The sequence below is a fragment of the Spirosoma migulaei genome (assembly GCF_054776855.1).
In genome coordinates, this window is the sequence record NZ_BAAHBG010000033.1 from 16,083 (window position 1) to 35,328 (window position 19,246).

Sequence of the window (19,246 nt, forward strand, 5' to 3'; positions counted from 1 at the left end):
AGCCCGTTTTTGTTTATTCAATAGTGTTTAGCCTGTTAAGCACCAAACTGTTTCACCAGTCCTTCCAGCGTATGCAGTGGCTGAACGCCTGATTGACGCCAGACAATCTTGCCGTCTTTAAACATAATCATCGTTGGAATGCTCCGAATCTGATATTGCTGAGCGGCTGCCTGCGCTTTATCCACATCAATTTTAATGACCCGGACTTTGTCGCCAGCGCGTTCAGTAAGTTGTTTCAGGATAGGAGCCTGTTGTTTACAGGGACCACACCAATCGGCGTAAAAATCGACCAGAACCGGCTTATCGCCCTGAATGAGGTCTTTGAATGATTGCTTGTTCATAGAAATGTTGTTTGAAGTCCGACATTTGTAGGTTGAGGTTTGGAGTTCATTACAACGTCAAACCTCAACCTACAAACATGAAACTACTTTTATTGTTCTTCGTTGACGGGTTCATTCATGATTGTATGACCCATCTTATCGCGCTTTGTTTGCAGGTAACGTACATTATGAGGATTAGACTTAATTTCGATGGGTACCGTGTCGATGATTTCCAGTCCATAACCCATTAAACCAGCTCGCTTTTTCGGGTTGTTTGAGATAAGCCGTAGTTTACGAATACCGAGATCCCGTAGGATTTGCGCGCCAATACCATAGTCGCGGGCATCCATAGGCAAACCCAGGTCCAAGTTCGCTTCGACGGTATCACGGCCCATCTCCTGAAGTTTATAGGCTTTCAGTTTGTTCATCAACCCAATGCCTCGCCCTTCCTGAAACATATACACAATTATACCCTTGCCCTCGGCTTCCACCATCTCCATAGCAGCATGTAGCTGTGCGCCACAATCGCACCGGCAGGAGCCGAAAATGTCGCCCGTAACGCAGGAAGAGTGCACACGAACCAGAACGGGTTCATTTGGCTCCCAACTGCCTTTAATGAGCGCCAGGTGCGTATCGCCCGTGTTGCTTTGCTTGTAAGCAATCAGGTCGAAGTGCCCCCAGGCGGTGGGCATATCCACACCAATTTCCCGATGGATCAGCGTTTCGGTGCGGAGCCGGTATTCAATCAGATCCTGAATACTAACGAGCTTCATCCCGAAACGGTCGGCCATCACCCGTAATTGGGGTAATCGGGCCATAGTACCATCTTCGTTCAGTACTTCGATTAGCACACCTGCGGGTGACAGACCTGCCATTTTCGCCAGATCGACGGCCGCTTCGGTGTGGCCCGCCCGACGAATAACGCCACCCTCTACCGCCCGAAGTGGGAAAATATGACCAGGGCGTCCCAGGTCATCTGGTACAGTGGTGGGGTCAACCAGCGCCTGAATCGTTTTTGACCGGTCTGAAGCTGATATCCCTGTGGTACAGCCACGACCCAATAAATCAACCGACACCGTAAAGGGCGTGGTATGAACCGATGTATTGCTCGTGACCATCATGTCTAAACCTAGTTCGTCGCAGCGTTCGACCGTTAGCGGAACACACATGAGTCCACGGGCTTCGCGTACCATGAAATTGACCATTTCAGGCGTAACCATTTCGGCCGCACAGATCATATCTCCCTCATTTTCGCGGTCTTCATCATCGACTACGATCACAATTTTGCCCGCTTTGATATCGGCAATAGCTTCCTCAATGCGGTCCAGCCGGATAGGTACTATGTCGGCCTGGTTTAACTCGTTACCGGCAATTGGCTGTTGGCCAGTGCCTTCAGAGTTGGTACTATTATTGCTCATCTTTTTTGGTCTATGCGTGTCGGTGAAAGTATATTTGGTAGCTAATTCGCTGGCTGTCCAGATGGCCAGAAAATACAGTTGACCTACACTCAGTTTGATCTGAAAACTGATTTTAAGAAAGATACGTTTCGCCGGATGCGAAAATGTCCGTTGAGCCGTTTTCAAGCATAGGCAGGACTAAATTAAAAAACGATAAAAAAGACCCTCTGTGCGAATTTTACGATTGTGGCTGATTGAAATTGGGGCGAAGGCCAGTGTAGTGGCTTATTGGATAATTATGGCGCTGGTTGGCCTACTGATCTTCGGCGGATCGCCTGCCGCTCAGGCCCAGAATGCCTGTGCAAATCCACTATTCCCCGGTAATTTTTCGCTTACGAAAGATAAAATCTGCGTTGGCTCACCCGTTAGTATTACGAATGTTCCTGGCAATATAATCAATGCCGGGTATAATTTTCAGTATGATGGTAAGAGTTCGATTGACAAAGTTACCCTGTCAACATCGACCACTTTTTCCTATACTGCTCCTGGCTCGTATACAATTATACAGGGAGGTAGTGGTAACGGAACGGGGACGGGCACGATCTTGTGTAAGGAAGTTACCGTTCTGCCCGTTGATCAGGTGAAGTTTACGGCTAAGTCTTGCTCAGGCCGAAGAGCCCAGGTCGTTCCCGATGCATCGACATTAGGGCAGTATGATCTGTACGAAATTTATTGGGGCGATGGTGTTCGGGAACAAAAAACACGCGCCGAGATGGCTCTTGAGCTATCTCATACCTATTCAAATGCGGGGTCCTATACGATAACGCTACAGGGAATTTACAACGCTCCAGCCAGTTGCCGATCAACAATAACCCAGGCAGCACCTATTACGGTTTCTGCTACGGCCGCACAGCCTATTATCACAGCTTTAAAAACGGTCAGTGACAATTCGATTGACATTACCTATCAGGCCAGCACTGGCTCATCGGTGCAGCTTTATCAGAAGGTAAACGGAACCTATACCGCAACAGGCCAGAATGGTACGGGCGCAGGGTCGTTTACCGTTCAGACCGATGCCAAACAGGTTCAGTGCTTTCAGGTACAAACGCAGGACGCCTGTAATAGCACCCCCCTAAAATCCGACGAAGTATGCAGTCTGGTACTAGATGCCAAAGCGGCTAACAAGCAAAATAACCTAAGCTGGCAACCCTACGCCGGGACTATATCGGCAACAACGCAGTTTAGAAAATACGTTATCTATAAAAACAACCTGCCTTCTGGTACACTAACGAATAGTGCTGCCAGTACCTATAGTGATGCCAGTAACATTACCTGTGGGGCGCAGTATTGCTATACGCTTGAAGCCACTATTTCGGGTACTGCACAGACCGTTGTCACATCGGCACCTACCTGTGTACTGGGCATTAACGGGGAACTACCGGGTGACCTGGGCAGCACGGTTGTATCAATAGAAGATAACCATCCCCGCCTGGTGGCCTCGTTGCCAACCACAGGTGCATCGGCCAGTTATACGCTCATCATCAGCCGCGCCAGTGGCTCTTCGGGTGCGTATCAGGAAATTGCCACAGTCGCGAATAAGAATACATTTATTGATGAAACCGTAGACCCATCGACAGGTTCGTATTGTTACAAGGTAACCTACATTAGTAATTGTGGACTGAAATCAGCCCCGTCGAGCCCGGTGTGTACGGTTTTTTTAACGTCAAAATCAGAGACTGGCATTGACTGGACGGCCGAATCTCCCTTTAATCCGGAGAAAACAGGTAACTATGTGATCGAAGTAATCGATTCCGTGAATAATACCAGACGAGAGATCACAAATATTGGTGTTAATACGCATTATGATTTGAGTGCTACGGATCTGGACATACAATCGCAGAAATACCGGATCATTGCTATTTCTGAAAATGGAACAGTTAGCTATTCGAACTTCTTCACTTTTCGGCGCGAAGCTAAAATCTGGATACCTGATGCATTCACCCCAAATAATGACGGGCTGAATGATACATTTGTTGTAAAAGGAGTCTATTTCGATCAGTTTAGACTGATCATGTACGACCGCTGGGGAGAAGTTGTTTATGACACAAGGGATAAAAACCGGGGATGGGATGGTAAAGTAAAGGATCAGGATGCCCAACCCGGCCAGTATATGTACCGCGTTGAAGTAATTGATCTGACCGGCGTGAAAACTGTTCGGACCGGTGCCGTGTTGTTGATTAGATAATGGGAAAGGAGTGAAGTAGGTGGAGTAAGTGTAATGCGTAAGTTCGATTCACTCACTCCACTTATTACACCTACTCCACTACTTACTAACTACTTAAGACTATGAATATGATGGATATGTTCGGGAAGATGAAGGAAGTTCAATCCCGAATGAAAGATGCTCAGGAAACCCTAAGTGCCGTTACCGAAACGGGTGAATCGGGAGCTGGATTAGTTAAAGTGACGGTGAATGGCCTGAAAAACGTCCTGAAAATAGAAATCGATCCTGATCTGATACGGCCCGACGACCGTGAAATGTTACAAGACCTCATTGTTGCAGCTACCAACAAGGCAATGGGCAATGTTGAAACAAAAGCCCGTGAACACCTCCGTCAGGCCACCGAAGGACTATTGCCTAACATTCCCGGCCTAAATCTGGATGGTCTGATGGGCTAAAAAAGGTATACGGTATACAGTTTATGGTTTTCAGTAGTCGGTTTTTAGCAGAGTCTTTGCCGCCGGATACTGAAAACCGTAACTTGTAAATCGTAAATTTGCGGTGTGACTACCCTTGCCATCGTTATTCTTAATTACAACGGACAACCGTTTTTAGCCAAATTTCTGCCTGCGGTTCTGGCCACTGCCGATGGACACCCGGTTTATGTAGCCGATAGTGCTTCTACTGATAACTCCGTTTCCTTTCTGCGAGCTACGTTCCCCGACGTTCACGTTATTGAACTTCCTCGTAATGAGGGGTATGCAGGAGGTTACAACCTGGCTCTCGATCACATTCGAACCCACTATGGGGGTGCTACCTATTATGTTCTTCCCAACTCCGATATTGAAGTAACACCTGGCTGGATTTCGCCTGTGCTTGATCTGATGGAAGCCAATCCGACTATTGCAGCCTGCCAGCCCAAGATTCGTTCATATAGTGAGCGCGAGCTGTTTGAACATGCGGGAGCTGCCGGTGGCTTTGTCGATTGGTTAGGCTACGTTTTCTGTCGGGGACGTGTGTTTGCTACGTTCGAAACCGATCATGGACAATACGACGACAACCGGCCGATTTTCTGGGCAACGGGCGCCTGCCTGTTTGTAAAGGCTGAGGTATTTCACCAGACGGGTGGTTTCGATGCATCGTTTTTTGCCCACATGGAAGAAATTGACTGGTGCTGGCGAATCCAGCGATTAGGCTACCAAGTCTGGGCCTGTGGCCAGTCGACGGTATATCATGTTGGGGGAGGTACGCTCCACAAATCTAATCCGCATAAAACCTTTCTGAATTACCGGAACAGCCTGCTGATGCTCTACAAAAACTGGCCCGCGGATGGCTGGTTATGGGCCAAAATTCTTTTCCGGCTGGTGATGGATGGCGTATCATCACTGCTCTTTATACGGGAAGGGCAATGGCCTGATGTGTGGGCTATTGTGCGGGCGCACTTCGCTTTTTACGGCGCAGTACCGAAACTTCACCGGCAACGGAAGGTATTGAAGCAACAGCAGATAACCGAGGTAAAACTATACCCTAAAAGTATTGTCTGGCAGTATTTTGCCAAAGGCAGGAAGACGTTTGGAGAAATGAATAATGGTTAATGTAAAATGGATAATGACCCAGCGTTGAGATCATTATCCATTTTACATTAACCATTATTCATTTATACGTTTACAACTCCCAAATGGTTGGGTGTGCGTGCCGACGCATATGCTTTTTCATTTCCATCCAGAAAGCCAGTATTAGATAAAGAACAACTGGGGAGCCAAGGGTCAGAAAAGAGGTGTAGATAAAATATAAACGAATACTGCTGGCTGAGATATTCATCTTTTCCCCTAAACGGGAACAGACACCGAATGCCTGGCTTTCAACAAAATAACGAATCTTATTCATTTTTTTTGTTCAGAAGTGTGTAATACCCGGTCAGTACTAAACTGTAAAACTAACGATGGTATTTGATAGAATGTTTGCCGTTTACGAAGAAAGCCAATATAAACTTAGTGAAATTAGGTAAAAAGTCCCTCTAAACTAATTGAAGTCAGAACATTTTTGTTTTCTTTGTGTTGTGACGGGGTTAACGGCACATAAGTGCCATTTTCACCATTACATTTAACAAAGTTCGTTGATTCTCAACTAAATATCTTAACAATTTGATGTTACGGTATTTGTTTCCTGAATCTTTGTTAATAACTGACCCCTTAAATGTTTAATTGTTTAATTGTTTACGTTTTATGCAAACAGGTGAAGTAAAATTCTTTAACGAAAGTAAAGGCTACGGATTCATTGTTGAAGATGGTACCAACAGAGACATTTTCGTTCACATCACTGGCTTGAATGGGATCACCATTCGGGAAAAAGACCGGGTGCAGTTTGAAGTGGTAGACGGCAAAAAAGGACTCAATGCCGTAAAGGTGCAGAAAATTAGCTAATTAGATTACTCTCCAGCATCGACTAACGAAATAGAAACCCCACCCGGTTTTCAGGTGGGGCTTTCCTTGTTTAATTACCTGTCCAGCCCTTTACCTGATCCAGGCTAGGCATGGGAACATCCATTTTTAATTTCTTGCGAACGCCCCCAAGGTCGTTAAAGAGTTTGTTGGGATTGCCTGCACGAAGTTGTTCTACCGTTTGAAAGCCTAATTTCTGTACCGCTGGAACCCACTCTATCGGAACGCCAGCTGCTACAAAATCACTTTCATCAGATTGCTCCAGTTTCTTTTCGGGGCGCATCTGAGGAAAGAACAGGACATCCTGAATGGATGGCTGGTTAGTCATAATCATCGCCAGCCGGTCGATACCCAGACCCACACCCGCCGTTGGCGGCATACCGTATTCAAGAGCACGCAGAAAATCTTCGTCCAGCGCCATGGCTTCTTCGTCACCTCGTTCGGCCAGGCGCAACTGCTCTTCAAAACGTTCGCGCTGATCGAGAGGATCGTTCAACTCTGAGTAGGCATTCGCAATTTCTTTCCCGTTGCAAATAGCTTCGAACCGCTCTACCAAACCCGGTTTACTCCGGTGCTTCTTGGTCAACGGCGACATCTCAACGGGGTAATCTGTAATGAATGTCGGCTGAATCAGGTTCGGTTCACAGGCATCACCGAATAGCTCGTCAATTAACTTCGACTTGCCCATGGTACTATCGACTTTAATACCCCGACTTTCGGCCACTTGCCGAAGTTCAGCTTCCTCCATAGCCGATACATCCACACCCGTATATTCCTGAATAGCCTCGAACATGGTCAGGCGTTTCCAGGGGCGTTTGAAATCAATAACATTTTCACCAACCGTAACTTTGGTGGTTCCCGCTACATCCAGCGCCACTTTTTCGACCATCTCCTCAATGGTATCCATCATCCAGAGGTAATCTTTGTAGGCCACGTAGAACTCAACCTGGGTAAACTCTGGATTGTGCGTACGGTCCATACCTTCGTTCCGGAAATCTTTGGCAAACTCGAACACACCATCGTAGCCACCCACAATCAGGCGTTTCAGGTATAACTCATTGGCAATCCGCATGTAGAGCGTCATGTCGAGAGAGTTATGATGGGTACTGAATGGGCGTGCGGTTGCTCCACCGTGGATAGGCTGCAAAATGGGCGTTTCGACTTCCAGATAGCCTTTTTGACTCAGAAACTGTCGAATTGAATTGACCAGTTTCGTCCGTTTTACGAACACATCGCGCACTTGCGGATTCACGATCAAATCCACATACCGCTGGCGGTAGCGTTGCTCCGGATCTGTAAAGGCGTCGAAGGTTTCTTTTTGCCCCTGTTCATTGATGACTTCCTTTACCACAGGCAATGGACGCAACGACTTATTCAGGATCTTAAATTCCTTCACGTAAACCGACAGTTCGCCGGTTTTGGTCGTGAATACATGACCCCGAACACCAATGATATCGCCAATGTCCAGCAGCTTTTTAAAGACGGTATTATACAGTGTTTTATCCTCGCCGGGGCAGATGTCGTCGCGCCGGAAATAGCATTGTATCCGCCCGGTAGAGTCCTGTATCTCGGCGAATGATGCGCTACCACTAATGCGGAATACCATCAATCGGCCTGCCAGTTGAATATTACCCCAGCGCTCATCGTCCGAGAAATCCTGTTCGGGTTCAGCAGTTGGGAAAGCCTCCCGGATGTCGGCAATGGTGGCCGTTACGTCAACTAGTGCAGCGGGGTAGGGGTCGATTCCCATCCGCATTAATTCTTCGCGCTTTTGTCGGCGGTTTATTTCTTGTTCACTCAGTTGCATGATTGTCAATAAGTTGGTCAATCAGCAGGTTGACCAGTAATTAAGGCCGCAAAAATAGTGAAAAGGATTGGCGTTTGCAGAGTAGCGGCATTAGTTACCTACGGCTTTACTTCCACCATCGCCTTAATCACTCCATTGGCCGGGTTGAGCCAGCTGGCAAATTCGTCGCTAACCTGCCCAAAGGCTACCCGATGCGTAATGTAGGTCGTTGGATCGACCTGGCCATTTTTCATGGAGGCAATCACATGCTCGAAATCCTGTCGGGTTGCATTTCGACTGCTCATGAGGGTGCCTTCCCGCTTATGAAACTCCGGGTGACTGACCGAAATTTCGCCTTTCTGCAAGCCAACCAGGACATAACGGGCGCTGTGGGCCATATACTGAAAGGCATTGTTAATAGCACGCAGACTTCCCGTTGCATCAATTACTACAGTAGGCATTTCGCCGTTTGTGATCGTTGCCAATTGCTCCAGCACATCTGGATCTGTTGCCAATACCGTGTGTTTTACGTTCAGCCGATTTTGGCAGAAGGCAAGTCGTGATGCATTGATGTCGAGGGCAATCACGTTACCCCCGGCAATGCGGGCAAACTCCATTACGCCCAATCCTATGGGACCAGCGCCAATAACCAGCACCCACTCCCCCGGCTGTACACCGGCCCGGCGAATCCCGTGTGCGCCAATGGATAAAGGTTCTACTAAAGCCAGTTCGTCAAAACTTAGTCCATTGCCATGCACTAAGGAGTAGGAGGGAACCGATAAGTATTCCACCATGCCTCCATCTTCATGCACACCACTTACGCTAAGGCTTGCACAGCAATTGGGCTTGCCCGATCGGCAGGCAATGCAATGCCCACAGTTAAAATAAGGAATAAAGGTTACGGCTTCGCCGGACTCAAATCCAGGAGCATCGTCGGCTTCAACGAGTTCTCCGGCTAGTTCATGGCCTAGAATACGAGGATAATTGAAAAACGGCTGTGTTCCTTCAAACGCATGGAGATCGGTACCACAGATGCCAATTCGCCGAATCCGTATGATGGCATTTCCGGGAGTCAACTCCGGCTTGATACCTGATTGATAGATTAACTGCCCTGGCGTTGTACAGACTAAGGTTTGCATTAAAGTTTGTCGTTTGTCGTTTGTCGTTTGAGGTTCACAGAGGCCGGAAACATCGAACCTCAAACGACAAACTTATTTTAAGAAGCATTAGCTAAGGCCCGGTCGAGATGAACGTACCCGCCATCTACGTAAAGGAGTTGACCAGTAGTGTGACTGGAGCGATTGGATAGTAAAAATGCAGTGGTATTGGCAATTTCTTCGGCGGTTGTCATCCGGTTTTCGAGGGGAATATGCGCAACGATCGACGCCAGTTTTTCTTCTGGATTGGGTAAGGTATTGATCCAGCGTTCATAGAGGGGTGTCCAGCATTCGGCCACAACAATAGCGTTAACCCGGATGCCGTATTTGAGTAACTCGACCGCCCACTCGCGAGTCAGTGCGTTGCGGCCTCCGTTGGCAGCCGCATAAGCAGAGGTGCCTCCCTGGCCGGTATCGGCAGTTTTGGAGGTGATATTAACAATAGCTCCCTTTGATTCCTTCAGCGCAGGTAGCGCATGATGCACGATCAGGTAATAATGCACCAGATTCTTATGCAGCGAGGCTATAAACGACTCGTAATTGCCGTTTTCCAGACCAACGCCATCATTTACGCCAGCATTATTAACAACCCCATCGATCCGTCCAAATTGGCTCAGCACAGCCTGAACAGCTTTAGCTGATTCTTCGGGCTGGGTCAGTTCAGCTACAACCTGAAAGGCCTGATGTCCGGCAGCTTCAATTTCCGCCACGACTTTCTGATTATCGGCTTCATTTCTTCCAATAATAACAGGAATAGCACCTTCGGCGGCTAACACGTTTACAATGCCTTCGCCAATGCCCTTGGCACCACCCGTAACGAGGATAACCTTGTTTTGCAGTTGTAAGTCCATATCTATGATTAACTCAATACATGTTCGATGAAAAAAAGAAAGCCCTCACGCAAGCCGGTGGGGCTTTCCGAACTACCAACCTATGAAAAAACTCCTACATAATGGAGTTATTGCCGTTGTCTGAAGCAGCTTAACCTAATTCAGAGATATATCATTCGTAACTAATTTTAACCACAGGGACACAGAGAATAAGGAGTTGTATTGGATTGATATTGAGGTGATTAGTGTTTTGTATTCTCTGTGTCTCTGTGGTTAAAATTTAGTTGGATATTTCACTAATGTGAAGCGGTTAGCGTCACGTTCTTGACGGTAAAGTTCTTTATGGCGAAATACAAAATGGGTAAAAAGCAGATAGCCGGAACCAAATAGGCCGTCTGCATGGTGGTTAAGTCAGACACTCGGCCCATAATAACCGGGAAAAAAGCCCCGCCCGCTATGGCCATAATGACCATGGATGACCCAAGCTTGGTTTTTGATCCAAGCCCCCGAATACTCAGCGCAAAGATGGTTGGGAACATGATCGACATAAAAAACTCAACGCCAATCAGCGCATAAACTGGTATCAATCCATGACCAAAAACGGCAATAGCCAGCAACCCAATGTTGAGCAGGCTGTAGGCGGCTAACAGATGGGGCGGGGTTATATATTTCATCAGGAACGTTCCAAAGAAACGCCCGATCATAAAGCCCAATAACGCGCCCGATAGCATATAGGCCCCTGTTTTTTCGTCAATACCGCCGACTAATCCCACAAAACGGATGAAAAAACTGCTGACACAAACCTGCGCACCTACGTAGAAAAATTGGGCGATTACGCCGACTATCAGATTTTTCTCGGTCAGGATAGAGCCCCGACTGGCCGTTGGCGAATCATCTACTTCATCGATAACAGGCAGCGCTGTACGGCTAATCAGCAAAGCCACGAGCAAAACGACGCCCCCGATCACCAGAAAAGGAACCTGTACCGAGGAAGCTTCTTCTTTCAGATAAGCTTCGAACTGGCCAGGTACCATTGCTTGCTGCTCGGTAGCTGACAGATTCTTACCCGACAGTATAAACCTGCCTCCGGCAAGAGGTGCCAGAAAAGCAGCTAACCCGTTAAACGACTGGGCAAAATTAAGCCGTTGCGTGCCTGTTTCAGGGTCACCCAATACCGTGATATAGGGATTTGCAGCTGTTTCCAATAAAGTCAGTCCACTCGCAATGACAAATAAGGCCACCAGGAAAAAATTGAACTCCCGTAGTTCTGCCGCCGGGTAAAATAGAAATGTGCCCCCTGCAAACAGCAATAGTCCGAGTGTAATCCCCGCCTTGTATCCGTAGCGTTTCATAAACAAGCCCGCGGGTAAAGCCATCAGAAAATAAGCGATGTAGGAAGCTGAATCAATCAGAGCCGATTGAAGGTCGCTCAGTTGACAGGCTTTCTTCAGGTGCGGAATCAGAATCGGATTCAGATTCAATGCAAATCCCCAAAGAAAGAAGAGAACCGTTATTAAAGCGACGGCGAAGCGGGTATCAGGTTTAGACACAGGACTTTTTTGGGTTTAGGTGTAAATCCCGTAAGATTACGGTACAAAGTAACTCTATTTCTTAACTCCTATTTTGTAGGAATTTACCCAGATACTAAGCTATATTGGCATGACTTCAGAAATAAGGCTATTCCTGAAGAATATTTTTATGAAACCCCAATTATTAAAAGTAAGTACTGGACCTACCCGTTCGTTCAGTGTACGGCAGGATCAATCGCCTAATATAAATAACCGTTGGCATTTCCATTCTGAAGTTGAGTTGATTCAGTTTCACAAAGGCACTGGCACCCAGTTTGTTGGTGATAATATTAAACGATTCGGGCAGGGCGATGTGGTGCTTGTAGGGGCCAATCTGCCCCATTATTGGCGCTATGATGAGCAGGAACTGCCTGATAATCAAAATTTACAGCCTTACGCTACCGTTATTCATTTTACGGAAGATTTCTGGGGAGATCGGTTTCTGACGCTACCCGAAACTAAGCCGATCAAACAGGTTCTGGAAAAAGCGAAACGAGGAATTCTGCTGACGGGGGCTGACCAAGCCTCGATCGGTTCAAAAATTGAGACGCTTTATCAGTTGGAAGGCGCTTACCAATTAATTGCGTTGCTAGATTGCTTACTGGCTATTGCCCAGACAAAAGAAGTCGAATTGCTCTCCTCACTCGGTTTCGAATACGACTTTGCGGATGCAGAAAATGAGCGGATCAACGCCATTTATGAGTTTACATTTAGAGAGTTTAAACAGAAAATAAGGCTGGATGATGTTGCCTCTGTGGCGGGTCTTTCCCCCAATTCATTTTGCCGATATTTCAAGTCTCGTACGGGTAAGACCTATTCGGAGTTTCTGACAGAAATACGGGTTGGCCATGCCTGCCGTCAACTAATTGACAATCGAAGAAGCATTCAGCAGATCTGTTACGAAAGTGGATTCCAAAACGCAACCTGCTTTTTTGAGAAATTTAAAGCCGTTACAGGACAAAGCCCCCTGAGTTATCAGCGTTTCCACCGTAATAATCTATAACTATCCGTCTATTGCCATTGGTGGAGTTGGCTGACCACTCCTCTATATTTTGACCGATCGACAGTAATTTTCAGTATCATTGTGCTATCAAAATGATATTACTTATTCATCTGAATCCTTACGGTCATGGAAGAGAAAAAACTTATTGCCGTTTCTGGTTATCTGTTTGTGTTGCTTGCTTTGGTGTGTTTTGGCCTGGCAGCCCTATTTGTAAGTTATGGCTCAGTTGTCGGCGCTTTATTATTTGTTGCGGGTGGATTCATTCTTAAAGGCATTGTCGTGATTTACCCCAATGAAGGGATGGCCGCTACGTTTTTCGGGGATTATGTAGGGACAATCAAGGAAACCGGTTTGCGTTGGGTAAACCCGCTTTATAGTAAAACTAAGATCAGCCTGCGCGCTCGTAACCTGAATGGACAGACCCTGAAAGTCAACGATAAAATGGGTAACCCTGTGGAGATTGCGGCCGTAGTCGTCTGGCAGGTGAAAGACACGTCCAGAGCCCTATTTGATGTGGACAACTACGTGAATTTCGTGCAGATTCAATCGGAAGCGGCCGTTCGGAAGTTAGCGAACTCGTATCCCTACGACCACATGGAAGACGAAACCTCATCGGTAACCTTGCGGGATAGTACGGGCCAGATCAATGTATTTCTGGAGCAGGAACTGAACGAACGACTCGAACGAGCCGGGGTTGATATTATTGAAGCCCGCGTTAGCCACCTAGCTTATGCCTCTGAAATTGCGGGCGCTATGCTCCAGCGTCAACAGGCATCGGCTATGATAGCCGCCCGACGTTTGATTGTGGAAGGGGCAGTTGGTATGGTTGAAATGGCGTTGGAACGCCTTGAGAAAAATGGCGTTATTGCATTAGATGAGGAACGTAAAGCCGCAATGGTCAGTAATCTGCTGGTTGTGCTCTGTGGTGAAAAGTCAGTTAGCCCCGTTGTTAATGCTGGAACGTTGTATAATTAAAGGAGGAAAGGGAGGATGGAGGAGAGGGAATAAAGGGAGAAAAGGCTGACGCCCGAACTCCTCTCACCCCTTTCCTCCCTCTCGTCCTTTTCCTCCCCCTTCCTATGGCTGCTGAAAAGAAAGCATTTGTCTTACGAATACAACCCGAAACGCTGAAGGAACTGGAACGTTGGGCGCAAGACGAGTTTCGGAGCGTGAATGGGCAGATTGAGTTTCTGCTTAACGATGCGCTTAAGAAACGGAAAAAGCGGGTGCAGGCATCTAATAGTGAGTCATCAACGCCTTCTGATGAGTAACAGCTATTCGGGTGCAACAACAATACCTTTAGCCGAAGCAGTTTTAGCATCCTGCTCCACTAGTGTATTGTACCGATCTATTACGAGTAGTCGGCCCAATAGACTTCGGTCATTAATATTATGGACTTGTACGTAGTGCTGTAATGTTTTGTCGTGCGCCCTCATCAAGGGCTCATAAATGTCGGTGTGAAATCGCTCCAGTGCCCGTAACCGACCCGCATCGTAGACAAAGTAGTCGAAATGATCGGTGTTTTGTGCCATCTCTGGCTGATCCGCGAAGTAGGCCGGATGAGTAAACGTACGATTGAGTAAACCGTGCCGTTGTCGTAAATGCCTGACAACAACCAGCGATCCATCCATACAAATCTCGAAAATTGCCGGTCTGCTAGGCACGTTGGGCTCATCACGCGCGAGGACTCTAAAGTCCCTATACTTATGAATAGAAAAGTCAAACCAGCCGAACTGACTAAGTTGATTCGCCGATAACGTACGCACTCGCCCATCAGCCTGGCGAAACAATACGGTTTCCATTAACCAATTATAACTTAAATCGCCTTCTAAAACGGTCTTGTCCCTGAGCGTTAGTTTACCGGATTGCCAGGTTGGCTTGGGCAAGGCAGCCTGGATAGAAAAAACATGAAAAAGTACAATTGTAATGAATGATGTAAGAAAGTAGCGTATTTTCATCGTTGTTGACGTTAGGTAAGAAGCGGAATCTCTTCGTGTCTGACACCCTCATAAATACATGCATGGGGTAAGACGCCTACATCAAGTTACTGAATAGGTAAGTAGCTTGTTATCAGCTAAAAAATTATCCTATTCTCTATTATTTAATTATGTTTAGATAGAATAGAACGGATGGGAGAAAAGAAATGAAATATTCTATTTTCCTACTTTTAGGTTAAATACAGGATATGCAAGAGATTTATTATACGGTCTAAAAATAATTTCCACTTTTTTGTCGCTCTTCAAATAGTACAATAGCTAAAAGCCCTCTGTCGACACATCGGTAAAAATGTGATGGCAGAGGGCTAGCGATTAGTACTCGTTTACGAGGGTTATCTACTATTGGTTGACGACGTAACGAATTCACCAATCAAACGAACACCTTCCAGCGTCAATGACGGAACGATGTCGGTAAAAACATCGTGCAACGATGGAATCCGACCCGAGAGGCCACCTGTTGCTACGGCTATGCAGTTGCCGTTGAGTTCGGTTTGAATCCGGCTCACCAGGGAGCGAACCAAGCCTTCATAGCCCAGTACTACGCCCGCCTGAATAGCATGCGTCGTACTGGTTCCAAGCGCCGACGAAGGCACTTCAATGGGCACTTCGGGTAGTTGGGCGGTATTGGCAAATAACGACCGGATGGCAGTTTTAAGGCCAGGTGCAATAGCCACTCCCAAAATTTTGCCTTTCCCCGACACAGTGGTGAACGTCAGGGCCGTACCAAAATCGACAACAACACATGTCCGTTTATAGCGCGTATAAGCTGCCAGCGCATTAGCCACAAGGTCGGCTCCTATTTCGTGCGGACGCAGAATCTCAAGGGGTAATAGCGGATAAACGCCTGGCCCTACTACTACAGGGTCAAATCCAAACAATTCGGCTAGCATGGCCCGCATAGTAGGCGTTAAATCGGGCACAACGCTACTCAGTACGGTAGTTTTGATCGCACTCAATGGGATACTGGCTTCGAGCAACCAGAGCCGCAACCGACGTTCGTAGGAATCTGCTGATTCTTCACGCCAGGAAGGAGTACGCCAGATGTGTTGCCAGGTAGTTTGGTCATAAAGTCCGAAAACGGCGTCGGTATTGCCAATATCAACGATAATCTGCACAGGAGCGGGAAATAGACGGTTGTCGGGGCGAAATAAGGGGAAAAACCGCAGATTCTCGCTCTATGATAAATTATGTTTTTGACAGGATTAACAGGATAAGGCAGGATTTTACAGTCAGTACTACTCTATAAAGCCTGTAATCCTGTCAGAGATTGGGCAAATAATACTGTAGGATTGATTAAACCACCAGCTTTTTAGGCTGTGTAGTCATGAAGTCTTTCAGATAGAATGGCTCGAAAGTGGCCAAATTCTCGAATTGACCTGCGTCATAAACTGAGGTTGCCAATTGGCCAATCGTGCGGGCTGATGGGACAATATGGATAGCAGGAAAGAAAGCGTTTGGGTGTTCGCCCAATAGTGACCGGCATTTTGCGGCCCCATCGCCGAAGAACACCACCGGGCCTAGTGTCAGCCAGTTACTGAATGAATTTTCGTCAATGATTTGTGCCGATGTGGGTTGGATTTCAAGCCCACTTGTGTCATAAAAGGCACAATAGACCTCCATCCGGCGGGCATCAATCATGGGGCACAGGGTATAACCGGCAGGAAAGTATTCTCGCACCTGACCAGCCATACCTGCTAACGTATTTACGGCCAGCAGCGGTTTGTCTAACGCAAAACATAGCCCTTTAGCCGTTGATACCGCAATACGCAGCCCCGTATAGGAACCTGGCCCCTTGGCTACGGCCACTGCATCCAATTGCCCTAACTCATATCCTGCCTGCTGAACAACATCACTGATAAGTGTTGTAAGCATAGATGCAGACGTGCGTTCTGTAAAGAGTTCATAACAACCCAACAGGCTGCCACCCTGATGGAGAGCCACGGAACAATTGGCTGTGGAAGTATCTAGAGAGAGAATGAGCATGGAAGGGAGGAAAGGGAGGAAAGGGAGGAAAGGGAGGAAAGGGAGGAAAGGGATATTCTTGCGTCAGCAACCCTTTCTTCCCCCTCCTCCCTTTCCTCCTTCCTCCCTTTATTATTTTCCTTTTAAAATAGTTGAGTACCGACCCATGTCCTTGAAGAGGTCCAAAGCGGCTTTCATTTCAGGATCCGTAGCAAATGAGGCTTCTTTGAGGCCTTTTTGCAGGTAATAATGGCCCGCAATTTCCTGCTCAAGCAACGTCCGGATCTCCGTTTTAAACGTATTCAGGTCGGCGTCTTTGCTGTGCGACATCTTGGTCTTAAGCGATTTGAGTTGATCCTGAATCTGATCGAAGTATTTTTCTTTCTTAGCTGAGGCTTCGAGAGTGCCGAGGTCTTTTTCAACCTGTGTAGTGTAGTCGTATTCTTTGTCTCCTACCCACTTGGCAAAATCACTGTACTCAGCGTCTGTCAGACGGAATTCACGGGCGGGTTTAATACTCGGGTGTTCGTGACGGTATTTCACGGCATAATCGAAAATCAGCCCTTTATTCGTCAGGCTAAGGGCAATAGGCGTTGGTGTTTGGGCTTCAATGACTACATCAGGCAGAACACCACCCCCATCATACACCACCCGACCGGCTTTAGTTTTAAATGCTGTTTTCAGAGAGTCGGGAATTTTGCCAACACTACCATCTGGGTTGCGGTGACTGTAGTCGATGGCCTGAATACAACGTCCACTTGGAATGTAGTACTTAGCTGTGGTGATTTTAAGCTTGGTATTAAACGATAACTCGCGGGTGGTTTGCACTAAGCCCTTGCCGTACGTACGCTGACCGATCAAAACACCCCGGTCGTAATCCTGAATTACCCCCGATACAATTTCGGCGGCCGATGCGCTGTGGTTGTTCGTCAGCACAATAATTGGCATTTCGAGGTCAAGTGGTGGATTCAGCGCCGTGTAGGTTTTGTTCCACTCGGTCACTTTCCCCTTCGTTGTAACAACCTCTGAATCCTTTGGAATAAACGTATTACAGATGTCGATGGCCATGTTGAGGAGTCCACCGGGGTTTTCACGAACATCAAGAATAAGTTTCTTCATGCCCTTGCCCTTCAATTCCTGAAAGGCTGTACGCACCTCCCGTGAAGCCGTTGCTGTAAAATCCTTGAGGTCTATGTAGCCAACATCTTCCGAAATCATGCCGTAATAAGGCACATTGGTCATTTTTACTACGTCGCGAATGACACTGAGCTCAACGGGGTTTTTCTCCCCGTATCGCTGTACAGTTAGCTTTACAGCGGTGTTATTCTGCCCTTTCAGCAACTTGCCCGGATCAGACTCTTTGCGCGTTTTTATATCAATGCCATCAATTTTTATGACCTCATCACCAATTTGAAGGCCTGATTTTTCGGCAGGCGTTCCTTCATATACCATCAGTACAATACTCTTTCCCTGGCGCTGTCCAATAAGTGCACCAATGCCGTTGTAACGACCGGTGGTCATGGTCATGTAGTCCTCGATTTCATCCTCCGCAAAAAAGTTGGTGTAAGGATCGAGCGCCTTCAGCATGGCGTCGATACTGGTTTTCACCATCCGGTTTGGATTAATCTCATCTACATAATACAGATTCAATTCTTTGAACAACGTGGCGTAGATGTCGAGGTTGCGGGCGATTTCGAAAAAACGATCATCGTTTTTAAACGAGAAAAAACCAATGCCACCGGCTACAAGCACTGACGAGGCTAAAAGAGTAAGGCGTTTAGGGAAGCGCATAGTAGCTTTTGAATGAAGAATGTATACTGAAAAATGTATAATGAATGCTGAAGAGTTGACGAGACATATTCTTCATTATACATTCTTCATTATACATTTTGCTATAGCTAATTTCATACCTTTTTCTATCTCTTCAAACGAAATTATCTGTTTTGCGGTATAAAGAAAGGCAATATATTCCGGTCTTGATTGACCGGGTAAAGGCTTTTCCTGATTAAATAGATACTTATTGAGTCGATAAGCTTCCCGTACCCGTCTACGAATGAGGTTACGGTCAACGGCGCGCTTAAAGGTTCGTTTCGGTACCGTAATGACAATAGCTGGCAACAAAACGTTGCTTTCGGGAGTAAATTCGGGTTGGGGGAGATAGAGCACCCGAAATGGAAAAAGGTAGAACGTCCCTACGGTCTGACGTGACCCGGTCGCACTACCCTTTTTAAATAATTCTCCGAGAATTTTTTTGCTGCAAAGCCGTTCCGATTTACTGAAGGTTTGCGGCATACAGTTTAACGTTTGTAGTTCGTAGTTTGATGCTTTCTATGATCTAAAACATCAAACGTCGGACATCAAACCGCTCCGGCGGCCCGGGTCAGACTATTAAATTTTAAAGCGTTCGCCTTTTTTCTCGTCAGAGACGGTCAGTTTGTGACGGCCTTTGGCACGACGGCGGGCCAAAACCTGACGGCCATTGGCACTAGCCATCCGCTCACGGAAGCCGTGTTTGTTTTTCCGCTTACGATTTGATGGTTGGTACGTTCTTTTCATGATCTATC

General features: G+C 46.9%; 20 protein-coding genes. 7 read left to right on the top strand and 13 right to left on the bottom strand.

From position 1 onward, the window contains the following. Window positions 1–35: 35 nt before the first annotated feature. Complete coding sequence (gene trxA, locus ACYVGO_RS29860) at window positions 36–341, bottom strand: thioredoxin (protein WP_142774812.1); 306 nt, start codon at window positions 339–341, stop codon at window positions 36–38. Window positions 342–430: 89 nt separating this feature from the next. Continuing rightward, window positions 431–1,738 (bottom strand): bifunctional 3,4-dihydroxy-2-butanone-4-phosphate synthase/GTP cyclohydrolase II, encoded by a 1,308-nt coding sequence (locus tag ACYVGO_RS29865; protein ID WP_460972811.1) that lies wholly within the window; start codon window positions 1,736–1,738, stop codon window positions 431–433. A 208-nt stretch (window positions 1,739–1,946) separates the two neighbouring features. Between ACYVGO_RS29865 and ACYVGO_RS29870 the strand changes: the two genes are divergently transcribed. The 3 genes from ACYVGO_RS29870 to ACYVGO_RS29880 all read left to right on the top strand — a co-directional run bounded on the left by ACYVGO_RS29870 (window position 1,947) and on the right by ACYVGO_RS29880 (window position 5,533). Then, window positions 1,947–3,962 carry a gliding motility-associated C-terminal domain-containing protein gene (locus tag ACYVGO_RS29870; protein ID WP_460972450.1) on the top strand — a complete coding sequence of 672 codons (2,016 nt, stop codon included), beginning with the start codon at window positions 1,947–1,949 and terminating at the stop codon, window positions 3,960–3,962. Window positions 3,963–4,063: 101 nt separating this feature from the next. Next, window positions 4,064–4,396, top strand: a complete 333-nt coding sequence (locus ACYVGO_RS29875; RefSeq protein ID WP_142774810.1) for a YbaB/EbfC family nucleoid-associated protein — start codon at window positions 4,064–4,066, stop codon at window positions 4,394–4,396. A 105-nt stretch (window positions 4,397–4,501) separates the two neighbouring features. After that, on the top strand, window positions 4,502–5,533 hold the full coding sequence (locus tag ACYVGO_RS29880; RefSeq protein WP_460972451.1) for a glycosyltransferase family 2 protein: 1,032 nt from the start codon (window positions 4,502–4,504) through the stop codon (window positions 5,531–5,533). Between the two features lie 70 nt (window positions 5,534–5,603). On the opposite strand, the gene ACYVGO_RS29885 is transcribed toward ACYVGO_RS29880, so the two are convergent. Then, the gene (locus tag ACYVGO_RS29885) at window positions 5,604–5,825 is read right to left on the bottom strand and encodes a PspC domain-containing protein (protein WP_142774808.1); all 222 of its coding nucleotides are present in this window, start codon (window positions 5,823–5,825) and stop codon (window positions 5,604–5,606) included. A 338-nt stretch (window positions 5,826–6,163) separates the two neighbouring features. Here ACYVGO_RS29885 and ACYVGO_RS29890 point away from each other — a divergent pair, with 338 nt between their 5' ends. Further along, window positions 6,164–6,361: a cold-shock protein gene (locus ACYVGO_RS29890; RefSeq protein WP_142774807.1), complete on the top strand. Its 198-nt coding sequence runs from the start codon at window positions 6,164–6,166 to the stop codon at window positions 6,359–6,361. A gap of 70 nt (window positions 6,362–6,431) precedes the next feature. On the opposite strand, the gene lysS is transcribed toward ACYVGO_RS29890, so the two are convergent. The 4 genes from lysS to fucP all read right to left on the bottom strand — a co-directional run bounded on the left by lysS (window position 6,432) and on the right by fucP (window position 11,702). Further along, window positions 6,432–8,186 carry a lysine--tRNA ligase gene (gene lysS / locus ACYVGO_RS29895; protein WP_460972452.1) on the bottom strand — a complete coding sequence of 585 codons (1,755 nt, stop codon included), beginning with the start codon at window positions 8,184–8,186 and terminating at the stop codon, window positions 6,432–6,434. Between the two features lie 98 nt (window positions 8,187–8,284). Then, window positions 8,285–9,304 carry a zinc-binding alcohol dehydrogenase family protein gene (locus tag ACYVGO_RS29900; RefSeq protein WP_460972453.1) on the bottom strand — a complete coding sequence of 340 codons (1,020 nt, stop codon included), beginning with the start codon at window positions 9,302–9,304 and terminating at the stop codon, window positions 8,285–8,287. Between the two features lie 77 nt (window positions 9,305–9,381). Continuing rightward, window positions 9,382–10,173: an L-fucose dehydrogenase gene (locus tag ACYVGO_RS29905; RefSeq protein WP_460972454.1), complete on the bottom strand. Its 792-nt coding sequence runs from the start codon at window positions 10,171–10,173 to the stop codon at window positions 9,382–9,384. A 275-nt stretch (window positions 10,174–10,448) separates the two neighbouring features. Next, window positions 10,449–11,702: an L-fucose:H+ symporter permease gene (fucP, locus tag ACYVGO_RS29910; protein WP_460972455.1), complete on the bottom strand. Its 1,254-nt coding sequence runs from the start codon at window positions 11,700–11,702 to the stop codon at window positions 10,449–10,451. A 109-nt stretch (window positions 11,703–11,811) separates the two neighbouring features. Between fucP and ACYVGO_RS29915 the strand changes: the two genes are divergently transcribed. The 3 genes from ACYVGO_RS29915 to ACYVGO_RS29925 all read left to right on the top strand — a co-directional run bounded on the left by ACYVGO_RS29915 (window position 11,812) and on the right by ACYVGO_RS29925 (window position 13,994). Further along, on the top strand, window positions 11,812–12,723 hold the full coding sequence (locus ACYVGO_RS29915; RefSeq protein ID WP_460972456.1) for an AraC family transcriptional regulator: 912 nt from the start codon (window positions 11,812–11,814) through the stop codon (window positions 12,721–12,723). Window positions 12,724–12,849: 126 nt separating this feature from the next. After that, complete coding sequence (locus ACYVGO_RS29920; RefSeq protein ID WP_142774801.1) at window positions 12,850–13,698, top strand: SPFH domain-containing protein; 849 nt, start codon at window positions 12,850–12,852, stop codon at window positions 13,696–13,698. A gap of 104 nt (window positions 13,699–13,802) precedes the next feature. Next, a complete protein-coding gene (locus ACYVGO_RS29925; protein ID WP_142774800.1) occupies window positions 13,803–13,994 on the top strand; it encodes a type II toxin-antitoxin system antitoxin in 192 nt (63 codons plus the stop codon). Window positions 13,995–13,997: 3 nt separating this feature from the next. Here the strand turns inward: ACYVGO_RS29925 and ACYVGO_RS29930 are convergent, their stop codons facing one another. From ACYVGO_RS29930 to rpmH, 6 genes are all read right to left on the bottom strand, one after another. Then, a complete protein-coding gene (locus ACYVGO_RS29930; protein ID WP_460972457.1) occupies window positions 13,998–14,681 on the bottom strand; it encodes a hypothetical protein in 684 nt (227 codons plus the stop codon). 371 nt (window positions 14,682–15,052) lie between these two features. Beyond that, entirely contained in the window at window positions 15,053–15,835 is a 783-nt protein-coding gene (locus ACYVGO_RS29935; RefSeq protein WP_460972458.1) for a type III pantothenate kinase, read from the bottom strand. Between the two features lie 178 nt (window positions 15,836–16,013). After that, window positions 16,014–16,703 carry a tRNA (adenosine(37)-N6)-threonylcarbamoyltransferase complex dimerization subunit type 1 TsaB gene (tsaB, locus tag ACYVGO_RS29940; protein ID WP_460972459.1) on the bottom strand — a complete coding sequence of 230 codons (690 nt, stop codon included), beginning with the start codon at window positions 16,701–16,703 and terminating at the stop codon, window positions 16,014–16,016. Between the two features lie 111 nt (window positions 16,704–16,814). Further along, window positions 16,815–18,473 (bottom strand): S41 family peptidase, encoded by a 1,659-nt coding sequence (locus ACYVGO_RS29945; RefSeq protein WP_142774796.1) that lies wholly within the window; start codon window positions 18,471–18,473, stop codon window positions 16,815–16,817. A gap of 75 nt (window positions 18,474–18,548) precedes the next feature. Next, window positions 18,549–18,974: a ribonuclease P protein component gene (locus ACYVGO_RS29950; protein WP_460972460.1), complete on the bottom strand. Its 426-nt coding sequence runs from the start codon at window positions 18,972–18,974 to the stop codon at window positions 18,549–18,551. Window positions 18,975–19,070: 96 nt separating this feature from the next. Then, window positions 19,071–19,238, bottom strand: coding sequence for a 50S ribosomal protein L34 (gene rpmH / locus ACYVGO_RS29955; protein ID WP_046576258.1), 168 nt, complete (start codon window positions 19,236–19,238; stop codon window positions 19,071–19,073). Window positions 19,239–19,246 lie beyond the last annotated feature (8 nt).